This is a genomic window from Pseudomonas sp. S3_C06 (genome assembly GCF_054667675.1).
In genome coordinates this window covers 3,720,174-3,744,687 of the sequence record NZ_CP162747.1, presented here as the reverse complement: position 1 = coordinate 3,744,687, position 24,514 = coordinate 3,720,174, and the positions used below count along the sequence as shown (strand labels likewise).

The 24,514-nt window shown below is 58.2% G+C and carries 18 protein-coding genes and 1 pseudogene; all 19 read left to right on the top strand.

Annotated features, from left to right (window positions below; all coding sequences use genetic code 11):
* The 19 genes and pseudogenes from AB4N44_RS16735 to AB4N44_RS16645 all read left to right on the top strand — a co-directional run bounded on the left by AB4N44_RS16735 (position 1) and on the right by AB4N44_RS16645 (position 24,513).
* On the top strand, positions 1-1,521 hold the full coding sequence (locus AB4N44_RS16735) for a sigma-54 interaction domain-containing protein (RefSeq protein ID WP_460108387.1): 1,521 nt from the start codon (positions 1-3) through the stop codon (positions 1,519-1,521).
* 93 nt (positions 1,522-1,614) lie between these two features.
* A complete protein-coding gene (locus AB4N44_RS16730) occupies positions 1,615-1,755 on the top strand; it encodes a hypothetical protein (protein ID WP_007920296.1) in 141 nt (46 codons plus the stop codon).
* Positions 1,756-1,773: 18 nt separating this feature from the next.
* Positions 1,774-2,970, top strand: a complete 1,197-nt coding sequence (gene tagH, locus AB4N44_RS16725) for a type VI secretion system-associated FHA domain protein TagH (protein WP_034152083.1) — start codon at positions 1,774-1,776, stop codon at positions 2,968-2,970.
* A gap of 5 nt (positions 2,971-2,975) precedes the next feature.
* Positions 2,976-3,475, top strand: a pseudogene (gene tssJ / locus AB4N44_RS16720) (type VI secretion system lipoprotein TssJ).
* Between the two features lie 2 nt (positions 3,476-3,477).
* The gene (tssK, locus tag AB4N44_RS16715; protein WP_007920300.1) at positions 3,478-4,809 is read left to right on the top strand and encodes a type VI secretion system baseplate subunit TssK; all 1,332 of its coding nucleotides are present in this window, start codon (positions 3,478-3,480) and stop codon (positions 4,807-4,809) included.
* A gap of 5 nt (positions 4,810-4,814) precedes the next feature.
* On the top strand, positions 4,815-5,690 hold the full coding sequence (icmH, locus tag AB4N44_RS16710; RefSeq protein ID WP_016985783.1) for a type IVB secretion system protein IcmH/DotU: 876 nt from the start codon (positions 4,815-4,817) through the stop codon (positions 5,688-5,690).
* Between the two features lie 13 nt (positions 5,691-5,703).
* Complete coding sequence (tssM, locus tag AB4N44_RS16705; protein ID WP_460108389.1) at positions 5,704-9,243, top strand: type VI secretion system membrane subunit TssM; 3,540 nt, start codon at positions 5,704-5,706, stop codon at positions 9,241-9,243.
* Entirely contained in the window at positions 9,243-9,971 is a 729-nt protein-coding gene (locus tag AB4N44_RS16700) for a PP2C family protein-serine/threonine phosphatase (RefSeq protein ID WP_038359322.1), read from the top strand. Before tssM ends, AB4N44_RS16700 begins: the two co-directional genes overlap by 1 nt.
* Positions 9,968-10,969 (top strand): serine/threonine-protein kinase, encoded by a 1,002-nt coding sequence (locus AB4N44_RS16695; protein WP_460108391.1) that lies wholly within the window; start codon positions 9,968-9,970, stop codon positions 10,967-10,969. The genes AB4N44_RS16700 and AB4N44_RS16695 overlap by 4 nt, the downstream gene beginning before the upstream one ends.
* A gap of 28 nt (positions 10,970-10,997) precedes the next feature.
* The gene (locus AB4N44_RS16690) at positions 10,998-13,034 is read left to right on the top strand and encodes a type VI secretion system Vgr family protein (RefSeq protein WP_460108393.1); all 2,037 of its coding nucleotides are present in this window, start codon (positions 10,998-11,000) and stop codon (positions 13,032-13,034) included.
* A 5-nt stretch (positions 13,035-13,039) separates the two neighbouring features.
* The gene (locus tag AB4N44_RS16685; RefSeq protein ID WP_460108395.1) at positions 13,040-14,059 is read left to right on the top strand and encodes a tetratricopeptide repeat protein; all 1,020 of its coding nucleotides are present in this window, start codon (positions 13,040-13,042) and stop codon (positions 14,057-14,059) included.
* A gap of 16 nt (positions 14,060-14,075) precedes the next feature.
* Complete coding sequence (locus AB4N44_RS16680; protein ID WP_122596742.1) at positions 14,076-16,781, top strand: glycoside hydrolase family 24 protein; 2,706 nt, start codon at positions 14,076-14,078, stop codon at positions 16,779-16,781.
* A 4-nt stretch (positions 16,782-16,785) separates the two neighbouring features.
* A complete protein-coding gene (locus tag AB4N44_RS16675) occupies positions 16,786-17,346 on the top strand; it encodes a hypothetical protein (protein ID WP_224790076.1) in 561 nt (186 codons plus the stop codon).
* Between the two features lie 129 nt (positions 17,347-17,475).
* A complete protein-coding gene (locus AB4N44_RS16670; protein WP_150749857.1) occupies positions 17,476-17,937 on the top strand; it encodes an XAC2610-related protein in 462 nt (153 codons plus the stop codon).
* 20 nt (positions 17,938-17,957) lie between these two features.
* Complete coding sequence (locus AB4N44_RS16665; protein ID WP_150749856.1) at positions 17,958-19,325, top strand: lysozyme inhibitor LprI family protein; 1,368 nt, start codon at positions 17,958-17,960, stop codon at positions 19,323-19,325.
* A gap of 67 nt (positions 19,326-19,392) precedes the next feature.
* Positions 19,393-20,784 carry a TIGR01777 family oxidoreductase gene (locus tag AB4N44_RS16660; RefSeq protein ID WP_150749855.1) on the top strand — a complete coding sequence of 464 codons (1,392 nt, stop codon included), beginning with the start codon at positions 19,393-19,395 and terminating at the stop codon, positions 20,782-20,784.
* A 9-nt stretch (positions 20,785-20,793) separates the two neighbouring features.
* Positions 20,794-23,244, top strand: a complete 2,451-nt coding sequence (locus AB4N44_RS16655; RefSeq protein ID WP_150749854.1) for an alpha/beta hydrolase — start codon at positions 20,794-20,796, stop codon at positions 23,242-23,244.
* Complete coding sequence (locus tag AB4N44_RS16650; protein ID WP_460158116.1) at positions 23,241-23,969, top strand: hypothetical protein; 729 nt, start codon at positions 23,241-23,243, stop codon at positions 23,967-23,969. The genes AB4N44_RS16655 and AB4N44_RS16650 overlap by 4 nt, the downstream gene beginning before the upstream one ends.
* A gap of 88 nt (positions 23,970-24,057) precedes the next feature.
* Positions 24,058-24,513: a hypothetical protein gene (locus AB4N44_RS16645; protein WP_150749967.1), complete on the top strand. Its 456-nt coding sequence runs from the start codon at positions 24,058-24,060 to the stop codon at positions 24,511-24,513.
* The last annotated feature ends 1 nt before the right edge of the window (position 24,514 follow it).

Here is a 24,514-nt window from a genome sequence, read left to right as displayed (position 1 = left end):
ATGTTCACTCAGGTGCCGCAGCCACTGGTCTATGCCGAAGCGTTGCTGGCGCAGTTCGCCAGTCTGTCGCGGGCGGCGGACGGTGCTGCGTTGCTGGGTGACTTCGTGCGTGGGTTGGCCGAGCTGAGCGGTTGCGAATTGACGCAGCTGTATCTGCTCGACGCTACCCACACGTGCCTGGGGATGAACGCCGAATGCCTCGACGGCGCCCTGCAACCGCGTGAAGCGGCGAGCCTGCCGGCGGATTACAACGGTGAGCAACTGCTGCAATTTGCCCTGTGCCAGAACCGCGTGGTGTGCCTCGACGACTTGAGCGGCAGCCTGCACGAAACCAGTTTTCTGCCGGCGGCAACCTCGCCGTGGCAGTCGCTGTTGTGCGTGCCACTGGTCAATCAGCACAAAGCTGTTGAAGGTTTACTGCTGTGCGCCAGCCGTCGTCGCACCCACCTGCAAGGCTTCGCTGATTCCCTCGGCCAGCTCGGCTCGTTTGTGCTTGGCCAATTGCATTTGTTGCAACGCCTGCGTCAGCCGCTGGCGGAATCGGCAACAGTGGCGCGCAGCGTGCCGAGCATCAGTGGCTATGGCTTGATTGGTAAAAGCGCGGCGATGCGCCAGACCCATTCGCTGATCAGCAAAGTCCTGCACAGCCCGTACACCGTGTTGTTGCGTGGCGAAACCGGCACCGGCAAGGAGGTCGTAGCGCGGGCGATTCACGATTGCGGCCCACGCCGTTCCCAGGCGTTCATCGTGCAGAACTGCGCGGCGGTTCCGGAAAATCTGCTGGAAAGCGAGTTGTTCGGCTATCGCAAAGGCGCCTTCACCGGTGCCGACCGCGACCGCGCCGGCCTGTTTGATGCGGCCAATGGCGGCACGCTGTTGCTCGACGAGATCGGCGACATGCCGCTGTCGTTGCAAGCTAAGATTCTGCGCGTGTTGCAGGAAGGCGAGATTCGTCCGCTGGGTTCCAACGACACGCACAAGATCGACGTACGCATCATCGCCGCGACCCACCGCGATCTGTCGATGCTGGTCAGCGAAGGCAAATTCCGCGAGGACTTGTACTACCGCCTCGCGCAATTCCCGATCGAGTTGCCGGCGCTGCGTCAGCGCGACGGCGACATCCTTGAACTGGCCCAGCACTTCGCCGAGAAGACCTGCACGTATTTGCAGCGCGATCCGGTGCGTTGGTCGAGTGCTGCGCTGGAACACCTGTCCGGCTACAACTTCCCCGGCAACGTGCGTGAACTCAAGGCCTTGGTCGAGCGCGCGGTGCTGTTGTGCGAAGGCGGCGAGTTGCTCGCCGAGCATTTCTCTCTGCGCATGGAGCCGATGCCGGAAGACAACAGCCACCTGAATTTGCGCGAACGTCTGGAGCAGGTCGAACGCACTTTATTGCTCGATTGCCTGCGCAAAAACGACGGCAACCAGACCCTCGCCGCCCGTGAACTGGGCCTGCCGCGACGCACGCTGCTATATCGGCTCGGCCGTCTGAACATCAATCTGGGAGATTTCGATGGGTAGGCAAAACGTCATCGAAATCCTCGCAAAAACCAATTTCAGCGCCGCCCGCAAGGGTCGGCGCTTTGTGCTTTGTCTACACCTGGAGACCCTCTGATGTCTGTTCGTCACTGGCAAGCTGTCCTGCTGACCCTCGTCGTTCTATGCGGCCTTGGCGGCTGTAGCGGTAATTACAAATTCAACGACAACGACTATCGCCCGTTGGGTGATCCGCAAGCGGTCAATCGCGGCAAGTGACCGCAAGGAGCATCAAACATGGAATTGGTTTTCGAAATGCTGAACACCAAGCAGTTCGTGCCCACCGAGTTGTGCCAGAAGACCTTTAAACAGGCCGGCGGCGTGATCGGGCGGGGCGAGGACTGCGACTGGATCATCCCTGACCGCAAGCGTCACCTGTCCAATCACCACGCGATTGTCAGCTACCGCGAGGGCACGTTCTTCCTCACCGACACCAGCAGCAACGGTGTCCAGGACGGCGAGAGCGGCGCACGCCTGCACAAGGGCGAACCGGTGCGCATCGAACACGGCAGCACCTACGTGCTGGGTGATTTCGAAATTCGCGCGCGGCTGGTGCGCGACCCGGCGACCTTCGACGGTGAAGTCGGCCGTCCACGCGCCGCCGGCAGCATCATCCCGGATGATGCGTTCCTCGATCTCGACCCGCTCAATGCCCTCGAACAGCAAGAGCGTGTGTACTCGGAAATCGACGAATTGCTGGCGCCGAACACCAAGCCTGAAGACTCCCGTCAGCGTGCCGACTACGCGCGCATCGACATGGAAAGCCTGATGGTGCCGGAGCTGATTGCAGCCCCCGTCGAACCTGAGCCCGCTCCGGCGCCGAAAGCCGTTGAGCGTCAAAGCGAAGGTTTCTGGGATCATTTCGGTGCGGCGCTGGGCGTCGATGTCAAAGGCCTCAGCCACGACGAACGCGAAGCCCTGGCGCTGAACGCTGCGCGCTTGTTGCGCCAAAGCATCGGCGGTCTGCAGCAAAGCCTGCGCACCCGTTCGGAGCTGAAAAACGAGCTGCGTCTGGCCCAGACCACCGTGCAAGGCACCAACAAGAATCCGCTGAAATTCGCCGTCGATCCGAGCGAAGCCCTGCAGATTCTGTTGCAGCCAAGCAAGCCCGGCCATCTGCCGGCTGAGCAAGCCATCTCCCGCGCGTTCCGCGACCTGCAGGCGCATCAAGTGGCCCTGCTGACCGCCAGCCGCGCCGCCGTACGCGGCACCCTGGAGCACTTCTCGCCGGAGCAACTGACCCTGCGTTTCGAGCGCGACAACAAGCCGTTGATCGCCACTTCGGGCGGGCGCTGGAGAGCGTTCGGCCGTTATCACCAGGCGCTGCGTCAGGACGATGACTGGAGCGAGCGTCTGCTGGCCCGCGACTTTGCCCAGGCTTACGAAGAACAGATCCGCCTGATCTCCACCCTCCACACCGACCACCAAGGATGATGCGCATGTCTCGCCGCTCGACCGCTTTTTCAAGACGCTGACTGCGCTCACCGTGCTGGTGCTGCTCGCCGGTTGCTCGTCGCTGTCGCCGTACTCGAAAGTGACCAAGATCAACCTGAAGCTGACCGGCAGCGATCAGCTCAATCCGGACCTCAATGGTCGGCCGTCGCCGATCGTCGTGCGCCTGTTCGAACTCAAGCACCCGGTGACCTTCGAGAACGCTGACTTCTTCAGCCTGTACGAACGCGCCAAGGAATCCCTCAACCCGGATCTGGTGGCCAGCGAAGAACTCGAACTGCGCCCGGGTGAAACCGTGGAAATGAAGCTCAAGGTGGAAGAGGGCAGCCTTTATGTGGGCGTTCTCGCCGCTTACCGCGACTTGCCGGACACCCAATGGCGCCACACCATTCAGATCACTCCGCTGGAAGTCACCGAAGTCGATCTGACTCTGGACCAGACCGGCATCCGCAACACCAATCAAGTGCTCGCCAAGGCGGATGACTGATCATGAATACCCATAAAGTCATTTGGCAGGAAGGCATGCTGCTGCGTCCGCAGCACTTCCAGCACAACGATCGTTATTACGATCACCAGATGAAAACCCGCACCCAATTGCTCGGTGGCTACACCTGGGGTTTCCTCAATCTGGAGATCGACTTGCAGTTCCTCAACATGGGCAAACTGGTGATCAGTGAAGCCTCGGGGATTCTGCCGGACGGCAGCCTGTTCGAACTCGGTGGCAACACCGAGCCGCTGGCGCTGGACGTGCCGCCGAACACTGGTAACACGCCGATCTATCTGGCGCTGCCGCTGGTCACCGGTAACCACATCGAGTCGCGCCGTCCAGAACAATCCGACGTGCTCGCGCGTTACACCGCGTATGACGCCGAAGTGGCCGACTCCAACGCCGGCGACGATTCCGCCAGCCAGGTCAGCTGCGGTCGCCCGGACTTCAAACTGTTGCTCGGCGAGCAGCAGAGCGATCAGGCTTACGTGAAGCTGAAGATCTGCGACGTGCTCGACACCACGCCGGACGGCGTGATCAGCCTCGACCCGGATTTCGTGCCGACCTACATTCAGGCCCACGCCTCCAGTTATCTGCTGTCGTGCCTGAAAGAAGTCATCAGCATGCTCAACCACCGTGGCGACACGATTGCCGAGCGGATTCGCTCCAACGGCAAGGTCGGCGGTGCGGAGGTCGGCGACTTCATGATGCTGCAACTGATCAACCGCACCGAGCTGCTGCTGCGCCACTACCTCGGCCTGGAGCAAGTGCACCCGGAAGAGTTGTACCGCACGCTGCTGACCATGCTCGGCGATCTGGCGACCTTCTCCGGCGAAAGCAAACGCCCACGTCTGGACAGTCGCTACTCCCACGCTGACCAGGGTGGGAGCTTCCGCAAACTGATGGAAGCGATTCGTCAGGTGCTGTCGATGGTGCTCGAACAGCACGCCATCGAACTGATCCTGCAAGCGCGTCAGTACGGCATCATCGTCTCGCCGTTGCACGACCACAAACTGCTTGGCTCGGCGTCGTTCGTGCTGGCAGCCAGTGCCAACTGCGACTCCGAAGAACTGCGCCACCGCTTGCCGGCGCACCTCAAGGTTGGCCCGGTGGAGCGTATCCGCCAACTGGTCAACCTGCACTTGCCGGGGATCAAGGTCAAACCGTTGCCGGTGGCCCCGCGGCAGATCGCGTTCCACTCGAACAAAACCTATTTCATCCTCGAACTCAGTTCCGAAGACCTGGCACAACTCGAGCGCTCCGGCGGTTTCGCGTTCCACGTGTCCGGCGAATTTGCCGAGCTTGAACTGAAATTCTGGGCCATCAGGAACTGACCGACATGATCAAGGAAACGGATTACAACCAGGACGACAAAACCGTCCTGCTCGATCGTCAAGGCCACGGACCGGCATCGAGTCCGCTGACCGACTTCGCCGCGCCGCCGCGTTTCGAGCAACTGGAAGAACGCATGATCTACGCCGCGCGCCTGCGCCCGGCCGAAGCGTTCAACATCAGCCTCAATTCGCTGGTCGCGGCCTCATCCGAGCTGCTTTCGGAAGTGGTGCGCCTCAAGCACAGCGAAACCCGCGAAGACTTGTACGCGCTGAATGAGCGACTGACTGCGGGGCTGAAACTGTTTGAAGTACGCGCCCTGCACAACGGCGCCGAAAGCAGCCAGGTGATGGCCGCGCGTTACGTGCTCTGCACCGTGGTCGACGAAGCTGTCGTGACCACGCCGTGGGGCAACGAAAGCGAATGGTCGCAGATGAGTCTGCTGAGCAGCTTCCACAACGAAACCTTCGGTGGCGAGAAGTTCTTCCAGTTGCTCGATCGACTGTCGAAAAACCCGGTCAAGCACTTGCCGATGCTCGAGCTGATGTACCTGTGTCTGTCCCTCGGTTTCGAGGGCAAGTACCGCGTCCAGGCACGCGGCATGCTCGAGCTTGAAGGCATCCGTGACGCCTTGTACCGGCAGATCCGTCAGTTGCGTGGCGACGTGCCGCGCGAGTTGTCGCCACACTGGGAAGGCTTGAACGATCAGCGTCGCAACCTGGTGCGCATCGTGCCGGCGTGGATGGTGGTGTTGTTCACTTTCGTCTGTCTGGTGGTGATGTATTCGGGCTTCGCCTGGGTCTTGGGCGAGCAGCGCGACACCGTTCTGCAACCTTATCAGCCGCTTGATCCGGCCGCGGTGCAACCGCAGTCGCAGCCGTAAACAGGGACGTGTGATGAAAAAGTTTTTCAAGAAAGTCGGCGCCTTCCTGCGCCAGACCTGGGTCTGGACCTTGCTGCTGGTACTGTTCGTGGCGCTGCTGGTGTGGTTCGTCGGCCCGTTGTTGGCGGTTGATGACTACAAGTTCTGGGAGAGCTCGACCTCTCGCTTGCTGACCATCGCTGTGCTGTTCCTGATCTGGGGCCTGACCATGGTCTTCGTCAGCTGGCGCTCGGGTATCCGCAAGAAAGCCGAGGAAGAAAGCGAAGACGGCCAGGACCGCATTCGCCGCGAAGAGCTGATCGACGAAGAGCAGAAAGAGTTGAAGGCGCGCTTCAAAGACGCGCTGAAAACCCTGAAGACCTCGAGCCTGTATCGCGGCCGCAGCGAGCGCTGGCGCAGTGACTTGCCGTGGTACCTGCTGATCGGTCCGCAGGCCTCGGGCAAGACCAGCCTGCTGGATTTTTCCGGTCTGGAATTTCCGATCAACAAGATCGACCGCAAGCTGACCCGCGACACCCTCGGCACCCGTCATTGCGACTGGTACTTCGCCGACCACGGTGTGTTGATCGACACCGCCGGGCGTTACACCACGCAACCGGATGTGGAAGTCGACGGCGGTGCCTGGACGACGTTGCTGGAGCTGTTGCGCAAGCGCCGTCGCGGGCGTCCGTTGAACGGCGTGCTGGTGACCATTCCGGTGGAAACCCTGCTCGGCGGCAGTGAACAGGACATCGATACTTTGGCGCGCCAAGTTCGCGGCCGTCTGCAAGACGTGCATCAGAAACTGCACGTCGACGTGCCGGTGTATCTGGTCCTGAGCAAGGCTGACAAGCTGCTCGGCTTCGACGAGTTCTTCGATCAACTGACTCGCGAAGAAAGCGATCAAGTGCTCGGCACCAGTTTCCGCAAGGATCAGATCGGCACCGACGTCGCTGTGCTGCGCAATGAGTTCGAAGAGCTGCTGCGTCGCCTCAACAGCCAAGTGATCATGCGCATGCACTCCGAGCGCGACACTCAGCGCCGTGGCCGCATCCTCGACTTCCCGCATCAACTCGGGCAGATCGGCGAGCGTCTGTGCCTGTTCGTCGACATGGCGTTCACTGGCAACCGTTATCAGCGTGCCACGCAACTGCGCGGTTTCTACCTGACCAGCGCGCCGCACCTGACCCAAGAGATGGATGCGACCACCGCCGGCATCGGCGCCAGCCTCGGCATGAGCGCCGGTGTGCTGCCGACCCTGCGCAGCGGTCGTTCACGGTTCATCCACCACTTGTTCAGCCAGGTGATTTTCCCTGAATCCGATTTGGCCGGTCTGGACAAGCGCGAACGCAGCCGCATTCATTGGGGCCAACGTGCGCTGTACGTCGGCGCACTGGCGGCACTGGCACTGTTCGGTATGCTTTGGGCGGGCGGTTTCTCGGCCAACTACGAGCGCCTGGAAAACCTGCGCAATCTGGCGCAGAACTGGACGCAGCAACGCACGGCATTGTCGCCGCGTGATGACGCCATGGGCGTACTGAAAACCCTCGACAGCAGCTACGCCGCGACGCAGGTGTTCCCGAAGAAGGGCGACGTTTCGTACCACGAGCGTGGCGGTCTGTATCAGGGTGAAGACGTCAATCCAGTGGTCAAAGAGGCTTACGAGCGCGAGCTTGAAAAGCAACTGCTGCCACGGGTTGCGACCATGCTCGAAGGGCAGATCCGCGCCAACATGAAGGACCGCGATCGCCTGCTCAACAGCCTGCGCGCGTACCTGATGCTGAACATGAAGGATCGTCGCGATGCCGCGTGGCTCAAGGACTGGGTCGCCACTGACTGGTCGACGCGCTACACCGGCAACACCGCTGTGCAAAACGGTTTGAGCGCGCATCTGGAGCGTCTGCTGAAGCAGCCGTTTATCTACCCGCTGAACGATCAGTTGGTCACTCAGGCGCGTCAGGTTTTGCGCAGCGAATCGCTGGCTACCGTGGTTTACCGCATGCTCCGCGAGCAGGCGCGCAACCTGCCGGACTACCGTTTCAGCCAACACCTCGGTCCACAAGGCTCGCTGTTTATCGGCACCGAATACGTGATCCCGGGTTTCTACACGCAAACCGGTTATCAGCAGTATTTCTCGGTACAGGGTTCGGCGCTGGTCACCGACATCCTGCGTGACAACTGGGTGCTGGGCGAAGGCGCGGGCATCAGCGATATGGACTTGCGTCGCTTGATGGTCGAGCTGGAGCAGCTGTACTTCCGCGACTACGCCAACTACTGGAGCGAAGCCGTTGGCCAAGTTGCCCTGCCGCCAATCAGCGACGCCGGCGAAGGCGCCGAGCAACTGGCGGGCCTGACCTCGGCCAACTCGCCGGTGCTGGCATTGCTCACCGAAGTGCGTGAGAACACCCGCTTCCAGGCGGCTGCAGATCCTGTCGAAGAAGCTGGCGACGCTGCTGATGCGCTGGCTGGGCAGAAAGGCAAACTGGGTAAGGTTGGCAAACTTGCCGCCGCCGCAGCGGACAAGGCTTCGGCCCTGAACGTGGCGAAGACCCTGCCGGACACCGCGAAGAAGTCGCTGCAACGCCGCTTCGAACCGCTGCATCGTTTGCTCGATGACAACAACGGCCCGGCGGCCGACCTGACGCCTGCACTGAGCGCGCTCAACGACCTGCAACTGCAACTGGCCGGTCTGGCCCGTTCCAGCACGCCGGAACAAGCCGCGTTCGAAATGGCGAAAACCCGCATGAGCGGCCAGCGTGATGCGCTGACCAACCTGCGCAATGCGTCCAGCCGTCTGCCGCGTCCGCTCAGCGTGTGGTTCAACGTGCTGGCCGAAGACTCGTGGCGTCTGGTGCTTAACGATGCTTACCAATACCTTAACGGCCGTTATCAGAACGAGCTGTACAGCGTGTATGGCAAAACCATCAGCAAGCGTTATCCGTTCAGCGCCAGCAGCACCAGCGACGTAGCGATCAGCGACTTCCGCGAGTTCTTCCGCGCTCAAGGCACCGTCGACCGTTTCTTCGACAGCTACATGCGTCCGTTCGTCAGCGGCGATCCGGGCAACTACCGCATGCGCAGCGTCGACGGTCACAGCCTGCCGGTATCGAAGATGTACCTGGACCAGATGGCAGCGGCGCTGACGATTCGTCAGAGCTTCTTCTCGATCAACCCGGCCGAACCGACCGTGCAGTTCAAACTGGAGCCGTACACCCTCGACCCGGCGGTCAGCCGTTCCGAGTTCAAGTTCGGCGACAAGACCATGGAATATCGCCACGGTCCGATCCTGCCAATGTCGTTCAAGTGGCCGACCGATGCTGAAGACGGTCGCACCAGTCTGGTCATGGACAAAATGGCCGGGCGCCCGATCGGCATCGAGAAGAACTCCGGCCCATGGTCGCTGTTCCGTCTGTTCGACCTGATGCAGACCGAGTACCTGAGCGGTCGCGACGTGCTGGTGCTGAAAGCCGATGTAGGTGGCCTGCGCGCCAACTACCTGCTGACCAGCCAGCGCACGCCGAACCCGTTCGACATGGGCGTACTGCGTACCTTCCGTATGCCGGTGCAGCTCTGATGCTGGTGGCCAGTGCCTGGCGCAGCGCGGCGCGTACCGACCCGGGCAAGGTGCGGGCGCGCAACGAAGATGCCTTCCTCGACTCGCCACAGCAGGGGCTGTGGGTGGTCGCGGACGGCATGGGCGGTCATCAGGGTGGCGACATCGCCAGCCAGTTGATCGTCGCCAGCCTGGCTGAACTGCCGCAACACGAGGACTTCGACGAACGCCTCAAAGCCATCCGCCAGTGCCTGCACTGGCTGAACCGGCGCTTGGGGCAGGAGTTGACGGTCACCGCCGGACGCCACGACAGCATCATGGGCAGCACCGTCGTCGCGCTGCTGGTGGAAGGCAATCGCGCGGCCTGCATCTGGGCCGGCGACAGCCGTTGCTACATGTGGCGCGGGCAGCGGCTGTATCAGCTGTCCAAGGACCATTCGCTGCAACAACAATTGATCGACGAGCAACAGATGAGCGTCGAACAAGCGGCAGCGCACCCAGCGGCTCAGGCCTTGACCCGAGCCGTCGGTGCCGCCGAACAACTGACCCTGGATGTCCTCGAACTCGAGGTCTATCCGGGCGATGCGTTTTTGCTCTGCAGCGATGGTTTGTATCAGGGCCTGAGCAGCGATGCCCTCGGCAACGCCCTCAGCCTCAGCGCGCCGCACGTGGCGCTGGAACGTTTGTTCGACGGCGCCCTGCGTGGCGCCGCGCGCGACAACCTGACAGCCGTGGTGATCCGCCAATGACTGAAATCGAATCCTCAGTCGACGACTTGCTGATGAGCGAAGAACAGGCCAACAACCTGACCTACTTCGCCTTCGCCAAGGAGAACAAAGCAGAACCTTTGCTGGCGCCGACCAAGGCCAGCATCGGTGCACTGCCGGATGTACTCGCCGGTCGCTACCACCTCGAGCGTCTGCTCGGGGCCGGTGGCATGGGCGCCGTTTACCGGGCACGGGATCTGCTGCACGAACAGTTCGGTGATCCCGACCCTTACATTGCGCTGAAAATCCTCAGCGAAGAATTTGCCGAATCGCCGGACGCCAGTGCCTTGCTCTACAGCGAGTTCGCCCTGACCCGGCGTCTGCGCCACGACAACGTCGTGCGTGCACACACTTTTGAAGTCGACACCGACTGCCAGCGGGCCTTCATCACCATGGAATACATGCGTGGCCTGACCCTGGACAAATTGCTCTGCGAGCGGCCCCTCGGCCTGCCGTGGCAAGAACTGCGCGACATCGTCCTGCCGATGCTCGACACGCTGGCCTACGCCCACGGTCGCGGCGTGCTGCACGGTGACATGAAACCGAGCAACGTCATGCTCAGCGAAGACGGCTTGCGCCTGTTCGACTTCGGCCTCGGTCAGGCAGAGGAGGGCGTGATGCCCGGCCTGCCGCACCTGAGCCGCGAACGCTTCAACGCCTGGACCCCGGGCTACGCCGCCCCCGAACTGCTTGAGGGCCAACCGTTGTCGGCCAGCGCGGACGTGTACGGCGTGGCTTGTGTGATCTATGAACTGGCGGGCGGTAAACACCCGTTCCGCCGCTTGCCCTCGACCCAGGCCCGCGACGAGCACCTGGAACGCGAACTGCAAGCACCGGCAAATTTACCGAAACACGGCTGGCCAGCGCTGCGCACCGCGCTGAGCTTCGACCCGGCAGAACGCAGCATCACTGCCCAACAATTGCGTGACGCCTTGGGCGCCACTTCGTCCTGGCTGCAACGTCTGCGACTTCGGGCGTAACGGATGACATTCGAACAGGGAGCACTTTATGTTCAACCCAGCTAACGAAACCCACTTCAGCCTCAAGGTCGAAGACTACGTCGGCGACCTGCAAGTGCTGTCGTTCACCGGCACCGAAGGCATCAGCCAGCCGTTTCGTTTCGACCTCGAACTGGTCAGCGAAAACCCTGATCTGGACCTCGAACAACTGCTGCACAAACAGGCGTTTCTCGCGTTCGATCCACAAGGCTCGGGCATCCACGGCCAGATCTACCGCGTTGCCCAAGGCGATGCCGGCAAGCGCCTGACCCGCTACAAAGTGTCGATGGTGCCGCAACTGCAATACCTGCATCACCGCACCAACCAGCGCATCTACCAGCAGATGTCAGCGCCGAGAATCATCGCGCTGATCCTCGAAGAACACGGCATCAAGGGCAACGCCTACAGCTTCCAGTTGAGCCAGCCGTGCCCGGATCGCGACTATTGCGTGCAATACGACGAAACCGACCTGCACTTCGTCCAGCGCCTGTGCGAAGAGGAAGGCATTCACTACCACTTCCAGCACAGCGATAAAGGCCACCTGCTGGTGTTCGGCGACGACCAGACCGTGTTCCCCGATCTCGGCCAGCCGACCGCTTACGTGCAAGGCAGCGGCATGGTCGCCGAAGAACCGGTGATCAAAGGCTTCAAGCTACGCCTGGAAACCCGCACCAGCCGCATCACACGCCGCGACTACGACTTCGAAAAACCGCGCCTGCAAATGGAAGCGGCTTACAAGCCCGATGGCGAGAGCACCGAACCGGACCTCGAAGACTACGACTACCCGGGCCGTTTCATCGACCGCGCCCGTGGCAAGTTCCTCAGCCAGCGCGCCCTCGAACGCCATCGCGCCGACTACCGCCAGGCCGAAGGTCGCGGCGACCAGACCAAACTGGTCAGCGGCCACTTCATGGCGATGTCCGACCACCCGCGCAGCGAGTGGAACGACCTGTGGCTGCTCACCGAAATCTTCCACGAAGGCAAACAGCCGCAAGTCCTCGAAGAAGGCGTGACCAGCGACACCACCGACAACAAGGACGACTTTCACCAAGGCTACCGCAACACCTTCCTCGCCACCCCGTGGGACGTGTTCTACCGCCCGGCGCTCGAACACCCGAAACCGCGCGTCCTCGGCAGCCAGACCGCCATGGTCACCGGCCCCAAAGGCGAAGAAATCCACTGCGACCAGTACGGCCGCATCAAAGTGCAATTCCACTGGGACCGCGAAGGCCTCGCCGACGACAAAACCAGCTGCTGGCTCCGCGTCTCCAGCTCCTGGGCCGGCGACCGCTACGGCGCCATCAGCATCCCGCGCATCGGCATGGAAGTCCTCGTCACCTTCCTCGAAGGCGACCCCGACCAACCGCTGGTGACCGGCTGCCTGTACCACAAGGAAAACCCAGTGCCGTATGCACTGCCGGCGAACAAGACTCGCAGTGTGTTCAAAACGCTCAGCTCGCCGGGTGGTGGTGGGTACAACGAACTGCGCATTGAAGACAAGAAAGGTGCGGAGCAGATCTACATTCATGCGCAGCGGGATTGGGATGAGAACGTTGAGCATGACCAGAAGATTCGGGTCGGTAATGAGCGTCACGACACCGTGGTGAAGAACACCTACACCGAGCTGAAGGCTGAAGAACACCGCACCACGATTTCCGATCGCAAGGTTGAAGCGAAGCTGGATGATCACCTGACGATTGGGCAGAACCAGCATGTGAAGTTGGGGACTGCGCAGCTGACCAGCGTGGGGAAAGAGATTCACCTCAAGGCTGGGGACAAGATTGTTATTGAGGCCGGGACGGAGCTGACCATTCTTGGGGGTGGGAGCTTTATCAAGCTGGATGGCGGTGGGGTCACGGTGGTTGGGCCGGTGATCAAAATCAATGCCGGTGGCTCGGCTGGGTCGGGGACTGGCATCGGGATTAAACCGCCGGTGCTGCCGGGGGCGGCGGATAAGGATAAGGCGGGGAGTTTGATGGATCAGGCATTGTTGAATGCGCCGCCTGAGAAAGTTAAACCGAAGGCTTTTTTTGTGTTTTCCGAGTGATCGACATGAATCGTGTTTTGAAGAAGAGCAATGGCATCGCGATAACGGTTTTCACCGCGTCGCTGTTGAGCCTGTTTCATGGCAGCGCTTATGCGGATGAATGTCCGTCCGAGGACTTTTCCCAGTTTCTGCCGGCGTTTTCTGCGAATGCTGAAACTCAGCAGCGGATGACTGCGATGACGGTGAAGTCGCTGGTGTTGAAACCCGAAGGAGAGGGGCGGACTCTTGAGCCGCAAACGGCGGAGATCAACAGCTCCACATTGGCGTTTCCGCTGATGGCACCTTTAGCCACAGACAAGACAGACGGGGTTGAAGTCGAAATAATCGACGACAGTCACGTCAACGTTGTGGACAAGCGAGCGGGTAACAGCAACATCAAGATTTTCAATTTTTCTCGTCAGGCATGCTGGGTACTCGAAGGCGTCGAGAACTGGTCGATCAATGATAAAGACCTTGTTGAAGCGAGCACGCCGACCCTGAGTACCGCCGAGAACTTTTGCTATCAGCGTGCGCGAACTTACGGACGCCTTGGTGGCCTGGACAAATACTCCCTGACGGGAGAACTCTTTGAAGCAGCATTGGAAAACTACCTGTGTGCAGCAGCTTCAGGCGATCCTCAGGCAAGTCTCAGTGCTGCCAGTCTGAGTCTTTCCGGAATGGCATCTCAATTGGAAACAGAGAAGGTCGAAGCCCTGTTCAAGGCCGCCGCCGCTACTCTGGCAAGCGGAGCTTCTGCATTGTCCACTTTCTATTGTTATGGCAACGACACAGACCCCGAGGGTCCTTGTCAGCATCCTGAAGAAGCAGAAAGGGAATTGATTCGCGCCGCATCAATGGGCTCTTCCGATGCTCAAAATAAACTGGGTGATACATTCGAGACCGGAAGATTGGTAACCAAGGATGCCTCCAGAGCACTGGATTGCTATCGCTTGGCCGCCAGTAAAGGAAATGCCATCGCCCTGAGTAATTTAACCAGATTGAAATCGCAAACCGCTGACGCCACAGAAACCAGCCATTGCTATTGATTTGCAGGATGCAGAAATGACAGAACCATTAGATTTAACGGGTAATTACGAAAACCGTGGCTACGTGTACAAGATGGGTGGCGATGGCATAAAAACAAATGCGGCCGGTAATAAGTTAATCGACTGCTCGCACATGGTTAATTTGCTGCTAACAGGGGCTGGCTACAAAATCCCGTATGAAGATACGCGGGTAATGGAGGATTCCAAGTACTACACGACCGTTGTGCCGCCAGACGTCAAGAAAGGTGATATCGCTCTTTGGATTAATGAAGATCCGCTGGGTGGTGGGGATAAGTTATTTCATACCGGTATTGTTGTTGACGTTAATCCCACCGGTACTGCAGGCAAGTTCTTCGGCGCGCAGACGAGGAAAGGGCCATCATTTACTTATTTTGGCACTAAAGATCCGGCCTTCTATTGGCCGATTCCTACAAAGTTTCTCAGGGCTAAAGAAGAGTTTCGAACAGGCGAAGCTTCGTCCCCCGCACCAGTTCCTGCACCAAAACAGAATAGCCCTGCACCAATAATGACTTTTCAGTTTCCAATTCGAAAGGCGGATGGGAGTCAATATGAGAGCTCGGACGAAATCTATTCGGTGCTTGAAAAAGAAGTATCAGGAAACTATTTGCTGGGCGGACATAGTTTTTGGCATGGTGGCATCCATGTAAGTGAGCTGAGTGCGCCACAATGCACCGACGTCCAACCTGTTCGGTGTATTGCTGACGGCGTTGTAGTTGCCTATCGTTTGAATGAAGACTACGTAAAGTCAGTATTTGAGCAAGATGGCGCAAGTACCGAATTGCGTTATTCAAGTTCGTTTTGCTTGGTGAGGCATGATTATAAGTTTCCTGGTAGGCCTGTTGAAAAAGGTAGTGTGGTTTCAGAAGATGTAATGACTTTTTTCAGTCTTTATATGCATCTGCTGCCTTTTGCGCAATACCCATCAGAGGCTAAAACTGAGAGGTTGAGACCTGTATATTGGCAGGGTAAGGTTCGAGCTACAGTCACCGCGAAAGGCCTGCAATTGCGTAATCCGCCAGAGTCACAAGTTAACGGTGCAAAAGCAGGTAGTCCAATAAGTTCAGAAATGGTTTTGTGTACTTCTAGTGTTATCGAGTTTGACAGTGAAAAAGTTCTGAATTTAGATGTGAGAGGTAAGCTGCTGAAAATGGCTGAGTGCACTTTTGTACCTAGTAGTTCAGGCGCTCCTACTGGATTGAAAAAGGGTGGATCGGTTCCATCTACATTTTGGGCTTGTGTGGAGAATGATAAGTCAAATCATCTTGTTGATTGGGCGCCAGTTATACCTGTTAATTATGATCGCGTGGTTCTTACTAATATTGCAATCAAAGCTGGCGACCCGATTGGTTACCTGGGTTTGAATGAGGTGTTGGCAGGGCCAGGTGGCGGGAAAATAAGTAAGCGTCAGGTCCATCTTGAAGTCTTCAGTAGTGATGATATCGCTAGCCTTATAAAAAATCCGAAAGGGTTAACAGGCGGTAATCAGCATCTCGTTCTTGAAAGTGGCACAGTACTATATGAAAAAACTGACGCGGATGGAAAAATCTCTTTTTCTCCAAAGCAGCCACCTCTTGGGGAAAAAATAATTGTAGCTTTGAGTAAGGCGAAAGTTACAAAAGATTCAAGCGGAAAAGAATGGTTTGGGCTTTCAGTAAAGGGGGAGACTACTTCGCTTGAAGGTTTCTTGCAAAAAGAGAGTGCTACGGTAATCAGTCAGCATGATTGGGAAAGGCTAGGATTCAGCATTGTCAAAGAAAATAACGAAAGTGCTGATGGTTTTCTCGATGTTGATGCGATGCCGGATTTCTTTAAGAAAATTTACTCGGAAATCGACAGCAAGGGTGTGGCGGACGGTAATGTTACTGTTGAAGAGTTGCAGTCGGCGCTCCGAGACGCAGAACTCCGGAGTCGCTGGACCAAACTTATTGCCTATCATCCTACGGAATGGCAGGCAAAATCATCTGAACCGAAGTGGGCACGCTTAAAAAAAATCCTTTTAGAATCCCCAACTGTACTAAAACTCGAACAAGAAAGAATAGATAAGCTCGTTTTTTGGGACGAAATGGCAGGGGCAATGCAAATTGCTTTGCCGAAATCCATTTATCACTTTCACCCAATAGCATTTATCGATAACTTGAAGAAAATTCATGTTATGACCATTGAGGAGGCGCGGATTCGGGCTTTCCTGAGAATGCTCAAGATTGGTGAGGGAACGATCGGCCTCGAAGGTTATGAGCATCTGTTTGGCGGAGAATCCTTTATTAAGGATTATGGAAAAACGTTTGCAGATCATCCTCGTCTTCTTATGGAGAAGACGGTTAAGAAAACCGGTCAAGTTATCTCTTCTACTGCTGCCGGCGCCTATCAGGTCATGAGATATGTTTGGGATGACCCAGGTATCATCAAGCTGCGGGAAGAGCACGGTATTACAGATTTTACACCTGCAATGCAAGATAGATACTGCGTTGTTATTCTGAAATATCGTCGAGATGCACTTCCAGAGATCATGAGAGGGGATATAAAGGCAGCTATTAAAAAATGTAATAAAGAGTGGGCGAGTCTTCCAGGGTCTCCTTATGGTCAGCCTACCGTGAAGCTGGAGGATGTCGTTGCAGAGTATAATAATATGGTAAGTCAAGAGTTGGCTGGTGAAAGTGATCTGCCGATGAAAGTCGGTTTTGTTGCAGACTTGATGGAGTGATGTGGTGAATTTCAATAAATATCGTGTTGGTGTCGCAGCATTTCTTTGTGCTTCGGCAATGGCTGCTTCTGCTCAAAATTCCAGCTTGCCTGAAAAAATAGATATCTTGGAATGTGATGGATCGAAGGTGGAGCTTGTATCTATTTGTCAAAATGACACCGTCGCAAAGTCGGAGGATCACAGTGGCCTCCCAGTATGTACAGATCAGATAATCAAGATAAATGGACAAGAGAACCGTCGGAAGGTTGATAAAATATCACAGGTGACCAGCAGCGGATCGAATGTGAAGATACTTTCTAATGTGGTCGTTTCGATGGCTTGTGTTAAAGGGAGCAAGGGAAGCTTAATTTCCATCGGCGGTTACGGCGGCTGTGGTGCGTGCCCTGAGTGGCATGGTTATTATTCGTTAGATGGAAAGTTGGTGAATTACGTTTATAGTAATTCGTTTCGCTCTTTTGGGTCGTTAGGGTCGCGTGACGATTTAATTAATAAGTATGGTGTTAGTAAGAAAGATTTAGTGGATGAAAGTTCTTTTGCAAAAAAAATAACATACCCCGGCCTTTGAAGCTTTGGGGGTGTCAGGGGAGGACTACTGAAAGGTGTCTCTCCCTGTGGTGACGTATATTAGGTGTGCAGATGAAAACTATGAATTGAATTTAGCATCGGTGGGTGCAAGTGGAATTATTGCGAGTTTATGCAATTGAAAAATATCACGCTATTACTGATTTTCCTGATGTGGACGATCCCGGCGTTAGCCCAAACCACCACGTTCAGTCCAACCAAAGGCGTCGACGCGACGCTGGTTCTCGAAGGATCCAAGCTGAACATCGCGGTTAAAAGCGAAACGCACAGCGAGTCGCGAACAATCGATTTTGAAGCCGAAAATGAACTCCACATGCAGTTCGACGATTTCAATTTCGACGGCGCCCGGGACTTCGCGGTCTGGCAGCTTGATGACGGTATGGGTACTTACGATTACTACCGAGTGTTCGTTTATCAAGCGAAAACCGGCACGTTCGAAGAGTTGCAGCCGGACTGCGGCGATGGCTTCGTTAACCTGCGCGTCGACAAAAAACGTAAAGCGTTGCTCAGCACTTACTGGGAAATGAACATCCCCAAGCAATGCATCACCCGATTCACCAAACGCAAAGCCTGAATGACTCAAGGAAGAATACTGTGAACCGTTTTGTTTTTACCCTGCTGGCCGTGCTGCTGCCGGTTTCAGCGGTCTATGCGCAGGATGATTGCAGCCAGGTCACCTTAAGTCTGGAAATGGTGCCCTGCTCGGAGGCGGCGAAGAAGGCTGCCGATACGCAATTGAACGTCAGCTACAAGCAGTTGATGACGCGGCTTGAGTCTGACTATCGAACAGATTCGGCGTTGGGCGAGGAGTACGCGGCGAAGGTCAAGGAGTCGCAGCGTGCGTGGCTGAAATTGCGTGATGCGAATTGTCCGTTGGAGGCGTTCGAGATCGAGGCGGGTAAGCCTGCTTACGTAGCGGTCAGCAACTTGTGTATCGCCAGAATGAGCCGCGAGCGCTCGGCGTATCTGGACAAGATCGTCCCTGCTCTTGCATCCGACAAGAACGCTTCGACGGCTCCTACCAGCGACGCTTGCCCCTCGGAGGAGTTCGCGCCTTTCCTGGTAGCGTTTTCCGCCAACGGCGAATCACAACGCCGTCTCACTGCGATGACGGTCAAGTCGCTCGTGTTGAAACCGGTAGCGGGAAAGGATCGAAGTACCTTTGAGCCTTCGACCTCGGGTGTCAGTGGAGCCACTTTCACCTATCCGCTGATTGCCGCAATCACACCCGGCAAGACACCAGGAGTCGAGATCGAAGAGGTCGACGACAGTCACGTCAACGTGGTGGATAAGCGAGCGGGCAATAGCAATATCAAGATCTTCAACTTCTCTCGTCAGGCATGTTGGGTGCTTGAGGGGATTGAGGATTGGTCGATCAGTGAGAAAGATCTGGTAGTGGCGAGCAAGCCCAAGTTGAGTGTTGAGGAGAATTTCTGCCGCCAACGTGCCAACGCCTTCGGTAATTTGGGAGGACTGGAACAGTACCGTCTCACCGGAGAGCTATTCGAGGCGTCATTGGAAAATGACCTTTGCGCAGCGCGTTCCGGAGATCCGGAATCCAGTTTGAGTGCGGCAAGTTTGAGCCTTTCGGGCATGGCGCCGCAGTTGCCAACGGACCAATTGGAGGCTTTGATCAAAGCTGCAGCGACTACGTCGCCCGAAGGCGCACTGATGCTTTCGCTCTATTACTGCGATGGCAACACATTGGCTGGAACAGATTCGTGCCAACATCCAGCGTTGGCTGAAGAAGCAATGATCCGGGCTGCGACGATGGGCAGCGTCCACGCTCTGGGTGCTTTAGGTTCCGCTTTCGAGCGAGGGGAACTGGTGACCAAGGATTTGTCCCGTGCTGTGGCCTGCTATGAAATGGGCGCTGCAAAGGGAAACAAAGGATCGATCCATCGCTTGGGTGAGTTAAAGAAGAATTCCACCACGCCAATCAAACCCAGCTACTGCTACTGACAACCCCCGAAACCCCAAGCTTTTCCTTTAAACTCCCCACCCCCAAGGAATGCGCTCAGGACACGGAATGCCAGCCCCCTCGAACTCCCTTCGCCCCGCGTTAGTGCTCTGGCTATACGCCGCCGCAATCGTGCACATACTCGCCGGACTCACCCTGACCTGGGCCGGGCATTCCGGTTTACTCGACGGCTATCTGCACACCCTCGAACTCGCATTCTGGGGCGCTGATGCGGTACCTATTGCCGGCCACGAACAACAGGTCTGGTGGCTCGCGCTGTTCGGCGCGACGCTGCAGAGTTATTCGCTGTACATGCTCGCGCTGGTGCACTTGGGCAATCGCTTGAAAACCCCGGCAGTGTGGGGCTGGTTGAGCGCCGGCATCCTGTTATGGGCGCCGCAGGACATGTGGCTCTCGGCGCAACAACAGGTCTGGTCGCACCTGTGGCTCGACGGTTTTGCGTTGCTGGTGTTGTTGCCTCCGTTGTTCTGGCTGTATCGGCATGACCGGAAGGCTTCTTCAGTAAAGGCACCGAGCCAATCCAGCCCGTTTGCCGGCGGCGCTTTCAAGCGTGTGCTGATCACTGGCGGTACCGGGTTCATCGGTCAAGCCTTGGTCAATCAATTACTCGACGCGGGCCACTCGGTCAGCGTACTGACGCGCGATCCGTTGAGCGCGGCCAATCTGTTCAACGGCCGCGTCCGCTGTGTGCATTCGCTCAGCGAACTCAGTCATGACGAAGCCTTCGACGTAGTGATCAATCTCGCCGGCGCGCCCGTCGCCGGCCCACGCTGGACTCCCAAGCGTCAGGCGCAATTGCTCGCCAGCCGAGTCGGCACCACCGAAGCGCTGATGACCTGGCTGAAGAACACCAAGCACAAACCCGCGCTATGGATTCAAGCCTCGGCCATCGGTTTCTACGGCGTGCGCGATGCCAGCGAAAGCCTCGACGAACACTCCAGCAAGGGCGACGGTTTCATGGCCGAACTCTGTGCGCGTTGGGAGGCCGCCGCGCAACCGGCCACTGAGTTTGGCGTGCGTCAGGTGGTGTTGCGTCTCGGTGTGGTGTTCGGCCCCGGCGGTGCGTTGACGCCGTTGCTGCTGCCATTCCGTCTGGGTTTCGGCGGGCGCATGGGCGACGGTCGGCAGATCATGAGCTGGGTGCATCGCGACGATGTGCTTCAGGTTATCGCCCGGGCCTTCGACGATGAAAGTCTGGTCGGCACCTACAACATGGTCGCCCCCGAAACGGTTACTCAGGCAGCGTTCGCCGCCAATGCCGGCAAGGTCCTCAAGCGTCCGGTGTGGTTGCACATTCCCGCCGCGCCAGTGCGTGCAATGGCGGGGGAGATGGCGCAGCTGTTCTTCGACGGTCAGCGCGTGGTGCCGCAGCGTTTGACCGAGGCTGGCTACACATTCCGTTATCCAACCCTCGACGCCGCTCTGCGCGATCTGACCTGAGGATCGCTCATGAGCAAGCCGTTGATGTACCTGCTGGCCGGCAACGGTAGCGCTGCCGATTGGTGGGACGACGCACTGCCGCACTTTCAGCGCTACGACGTGGTGCCGCTGGAGTTGCCGGGCTTCGGCGCCAATCCGCTGCCACCCTGCGAGGATCTGGCGGACTACGCGCAGACCTTGTTGGCGATGACGCAGAAGGGCAGCGCGATCATGGCAGTCGGGGTCAATGCGTTGCTGGTGCTGCACGCGTTGCAGCGTCGGCCCGGGCACTTTTCGCGCAGTGTTCTGTTGGCGCCGGTTGGGGCATTTTTGTGGCAGCGTCGATTGCCGGCGCTGATGTCACCGCTGCCGATTCGTAAGACCATTCACTGGCTGTTGTCGAACAAACCCACGGTGTTCGCGCGCAAGTTTTCCACCCAGACCTGGACGCCCCCGCAGTACCAGCGCATGGGCGCCGGTTATGCGCGCTGCCGTGCGTTCGTGCCGCACTGGGATCTGATTCGCGCCGATACCGCGTTGCCACTGCTGGAGTGGATCACCGATCCGGTCGAGCTGGTCTGGGGCGATCAGGACGCCGTGCTCGGCATCGAGCAAGCGGCGGCGTGGTCGGCGATTCTCGCCCGCGCAGATCTGACCATCAGCCTCAAATCTGGTTGGGGTCATTACCCGTGGATCGACTCGCCCGCGCAGTTCGCGCAGTGGCTGGAGTCGGGCGAGCGCGGGTTTGTCGCGCACACCAAGGGTGGGCGTTTGCGCTTGGCCGAACTGGCGCGGCAAGCGGTGCCGGCGGCGTTGACGCTCAACGATTGCAGCGATCCGCGTCTGCCAGCATTTCTCGCTGCTCAACCTGATGTGACCTGGGCGGTGCGCTCCTCCAGTTATGGCGAGGATCAGGCCGATTCGGCGAATGCCGGTTTGAGCACGACCTATCTGCGCGAGCCGTCCGCCAATGTGCCGAAACGCATCGCCGAACTGACGGCCGAAGGCGTCGAGGAAGTGGTGGTGCAACGCTTCATCACTCCGGTCGTTTCCGGCATCGCGTTCGTGCGCCATCTCTCGGTAGAACTTGAGTGGGTGGAAGGCCATCTCGAATCGCTGGCCGACGGTCACGTCAGCCCCTCTCGGGCAACGCTTTCACGGCTCGGCGATGCGTGGCGCAGCGGTACATTCACGCCATCCCACGGCTTGACCGAAGACCTGCTCTGGCACTTTCTGCAAGAAGTTCTGCGCGTGTTCCACTACGTGCCCGGCGACGTCGAATGGGCTTGGGACGGCGCGCAACTGTGGTTGCTGCAATACCGGCCAATCAGCGATTACGGCTGGCGCCGCCACCTGACCGCCGCCAATATCGCCGAGATCCTGCCGCCGCAACCGAGCGTGTTGGTGGAATGCGCCCAACGCCGAGCCGCCGCGAGTATTCCGGCGATCATGGCGCGTTGGGATGCGCGGGTGTTGCAGGACAACGAACCGTTCACCGCCGTGTTCGGCGGCGCTTCCTACATCAACAATGATCTGTTTCTCGCCCGACTCGCCAACTGGGGCATCAGCGCCGCTAACTACGCCGGTGAAGTCGGCGGCGCGACGCCGCATCTGCCGTGGCAACCGCTGAAGATGCTGCGTTCGTTGCCGCTGTTTTTGCGTATGCAACGGAAGGCTCGCAGCCATTTGCTGAACCTTGAAAACGGTTTGCAGCGCTTCGATCGGGAACTGGCCGAACTCGTCGCCCAAGCTGCCGATGGTCAGCAATTGGCAGACTGGTTCACTCGGTTTTACGTGTTCGTGGTGCAAGGCAATCTGTGCATCGCCACGGCGCTGGCCAGTAGTGGCGGCGACTGGCTTGGGCGCCCGCCGACCGCGTACGACAACCTTGAAAACAGTCCTCACCGCTTGCCTTGGGAAACCGATCCGGCCACCCCTCGACCTGTGTCGAGCGAACTGCCGTTACAACCATTCCCGCAATGGTCAGGGCTGATCCGCCTCGCGCATTCGACCGGCCTGCCGGGCCTGCGCGGTTACTACCTGCAAGTGCGCGAGTGGTATCGCGACAACCTGATGCGCATCTTCTTCCGTCTGCACCACGCCATGCCACTGGCCGACCGCGAACACTGGTTTGCGCCGCATCCGGATGTGCGCACCCGAGACGGCAGCTTCTGGCAGGACGGTCGCGAAGGTGCCGAGCAGGCCACCGGGTTCATGATTTATCCGGGGCAGGTGCAAGGCATCCTCGGCGCCGACATCCTGCTCGAAGACACCCTCGATCCGGGGCGGCACGCGCATTACCAAACAGCGCGGGCAGTGATTGCGCGGATGGGTGGGCGGCTGTCGCATGGCTCGACGTTGTTGCGCGAATTGCGCAAGCCGTCGGCGGTGATGCCGCAGGTTGATCCGGCGTGGGTGGGGTGTGAGGTGTTGTATCGGGATGGTGAGTTGGAATTGATCAATTCGAAGGATGCGAAGTGAAACTACGATACCTCCGCGAATTGATCTTTGGTCTGGTCGCGTTTTTACAGGTGGATTATGTGACTGGCGCAGGTCCTGTATTGGTCGGTAACGAGCCCGGCCAGTCGCCGGTTGCGCAAGGCCCGACCGAGACAGTTGTAGACATGGGTTCGTGTCGGTTCTCCATGCCGCTGCTGCAGAACCAATGGCTGAAGTTCGACGATTTCTATTCGGTATTTATCGCAGCCAAACAACTGCCCAAACCGTCAAGCGCCCCCAGCTTGTGGCAAGCGCAGACGTCGAGTGGTGCCGACTGGCACTTCGAGAAACACGGTGACCTGAGCCAGCCGTGGTTTGGTTTGATGTGTGAAAACTTGGAGTACTTTTCGCTTCTCACCGATTGGAAACCCCCGGTAGACGATGCATTTGCGGTGCAAGTCCTGCGTGACGACAACGACCGCAGGTGCCCGGCGACCCTTACCGATAAGGGCTGGGTGCCCAACTCTCTGGCGGGTCGTGCGAACACCTACACCTTCGAACAATGGGGTGGGGAGAACTCTTCGGGTTTCATCTTCGGTTTCCACGATAAATCACGACGGCGCATTACCCGCATCGCTTTTTGCCTGCTGAGGGGCAAAGACGTACTGATCGGCTCGGCGGAATCGGGTTCATCCACCCCGTTGGCGATCAGCAACGAAGGGTTCGAGCAAATCAAGAAAGCGGTGCGCGGCATTGCCTTCGAATGAACACACCCACAATGACTTGCGTCGATGGAGTTACAGCGTGAAAGGATTTTCGGTTCTTCTCGGCAGCCTGTTATTGGCTGCCGCGTCCATGGCATTCGCTGCCGATCCAACCTTCAAGGATTACACCGTCACGCCAGTTTTCACCGGCCCCAACCATAAGCTGGTGCCGCAAGAAAACAGCAGCCCAATGATGGACCAAGCACGGGTGCAAGCCCTGAAAGGCAAGGTCAACTTCGCCGGCCATTACATCCTTCACAGGCTCGGTTGTGGCGGCAGCGCCATTTGCGGCGAAGTGCTGGACGCTCAGACTGGGGAAGTCGTTGGCGGTCTGCCGAATGCTTACGACGGCAGCACCTTCGGCATGGTCTACCAGCCCGACAGCCGCTTGATCATCGTCTCCGGCGTCACGCTCGACGGTGAAGAGGACGCCCAAGGGAATGCGTTGGAAAGCGGTAACCGGGATCGTTACTACGAGTTTGTGAACAACGAATTCCGGCTGCTGAGCATGACCGACGTGGAATCGTCGCCGATGGATGAGGAGTGAG